Consider the following 1173-nt stretch of genomic DNA (forward strand, 5'->3'; position numbering starts at 1 on the left):
TATTTAAGTGATATAAAGCTGAAGACACTATCCCATGAAGGTACGGTTTCAGCTTTCTAGCAAAGTTTATGAGTGGCTTTACTCCGCTTTCATGAACTTGTTGCCACCATATTTCCCAAAGGTCTCGGGCTTGTTTTTCCGATTCGCAGTACCAGAGTTCCTTGAGTTGAGCGCCAAGTAAATGGGTCACCATTAAGTCACGGTTAATCGCAAGTATTTCATCCAGATAGCTTTGTTGCTTGGTATTTAAATTCTCTCTATTTTTCAGTAGTACCCAGCGTGAGCGCTTGACCCAACGTCGTGCACTTTTGTCATCTTTAAGTTGGTTAGCTTGATCTACTCGAACTCTATCCATAACCTCTCGACCAAACTTAGCGACGACATGAAAGAGGTCATAGACGATACGGGCATTTGGACAATGAGCTTGAACCTCTAGATCAAAAGCGGTGTTCATATCCATTGCCACAACTTCGATATTTTGAGCATGCTCTCCAAGCATCTCAAAGAAGGGGCGTATGTCTTTACGACTTCTACCTAGACCAATCCAAAGTACTTGATGCGTTTGTGCATCTGCGATAACAGTGGCGTAACGATGGCCCTTGAATATGGCAAACTCATCCATGACCAGTTGACGCAAGCCCCCCCAAGGAACCTCAGGTACGACACGCTTGAGGCGTTGCTTGTCTATTTCTTTGATGGTGTGCCAGTGCACTCCAGTAAGCTCTGAAATGTGTTTGATGGGTAGCAATGGTAATAGATTATCAATGTAATCAATCAGCCGATTAGTGAGGCGAGAATATGGCTTAACCCAAGAAATAGACTCAGTCTTGATACCACAATTTGAACACTTGATGCGCCGAGTCTGAACGAGTAACTCAACGGGTGTGCCTAGCATCATCGCATCCTTAAGCGTTCTCCACTGAGTGTCATGGATAGAGGCAGAAACTTGACCACAAGAGCAGTGTGCTGCGGTATCAGGAATTAAGGTGATAGAGATTAATGAGTCAGTTTTATAAGACTTTACGATCTGAAAGCCTTCCCAGAATGACGATAGGAAAGTATTATTCGGCATGAAAACGGTAGTTTGTGAAAGGTTGTGTTTGGCGATGTAACCCTGACTCTTATACACATCTCCGAGCCCACGAGACCTCGCTTCGGATCTCGTATGCCGTC

General features: G+C 44.4%; 1 protein-coding gene. It reads right to left on the reverse strand.

Annotation, left to right across the window (positions count from 1 at the left end; genetic code table 11):
• On the reverse strand, positions 1-1129 hold a 1129-nt coding region (locus AB6C75_RS23545), incomplete at its 3' end, for an ISL3 family transposase (protein WP_372109526.1).
• Positions 1130-1173: the final 44 nt, after the last annotated feature.

Source organism: Vibrio sp. 10N.237.312.B06 (genome assembly GCF_041464685.1).
GTDB classification, from domain to species: domain Bacteria; phylum Pseudomonadota; class Gammaproteobacteria; order Enterobacterales; family Vibrionaceae; genus Vibrio; species Vibrio tasmaniensis_A.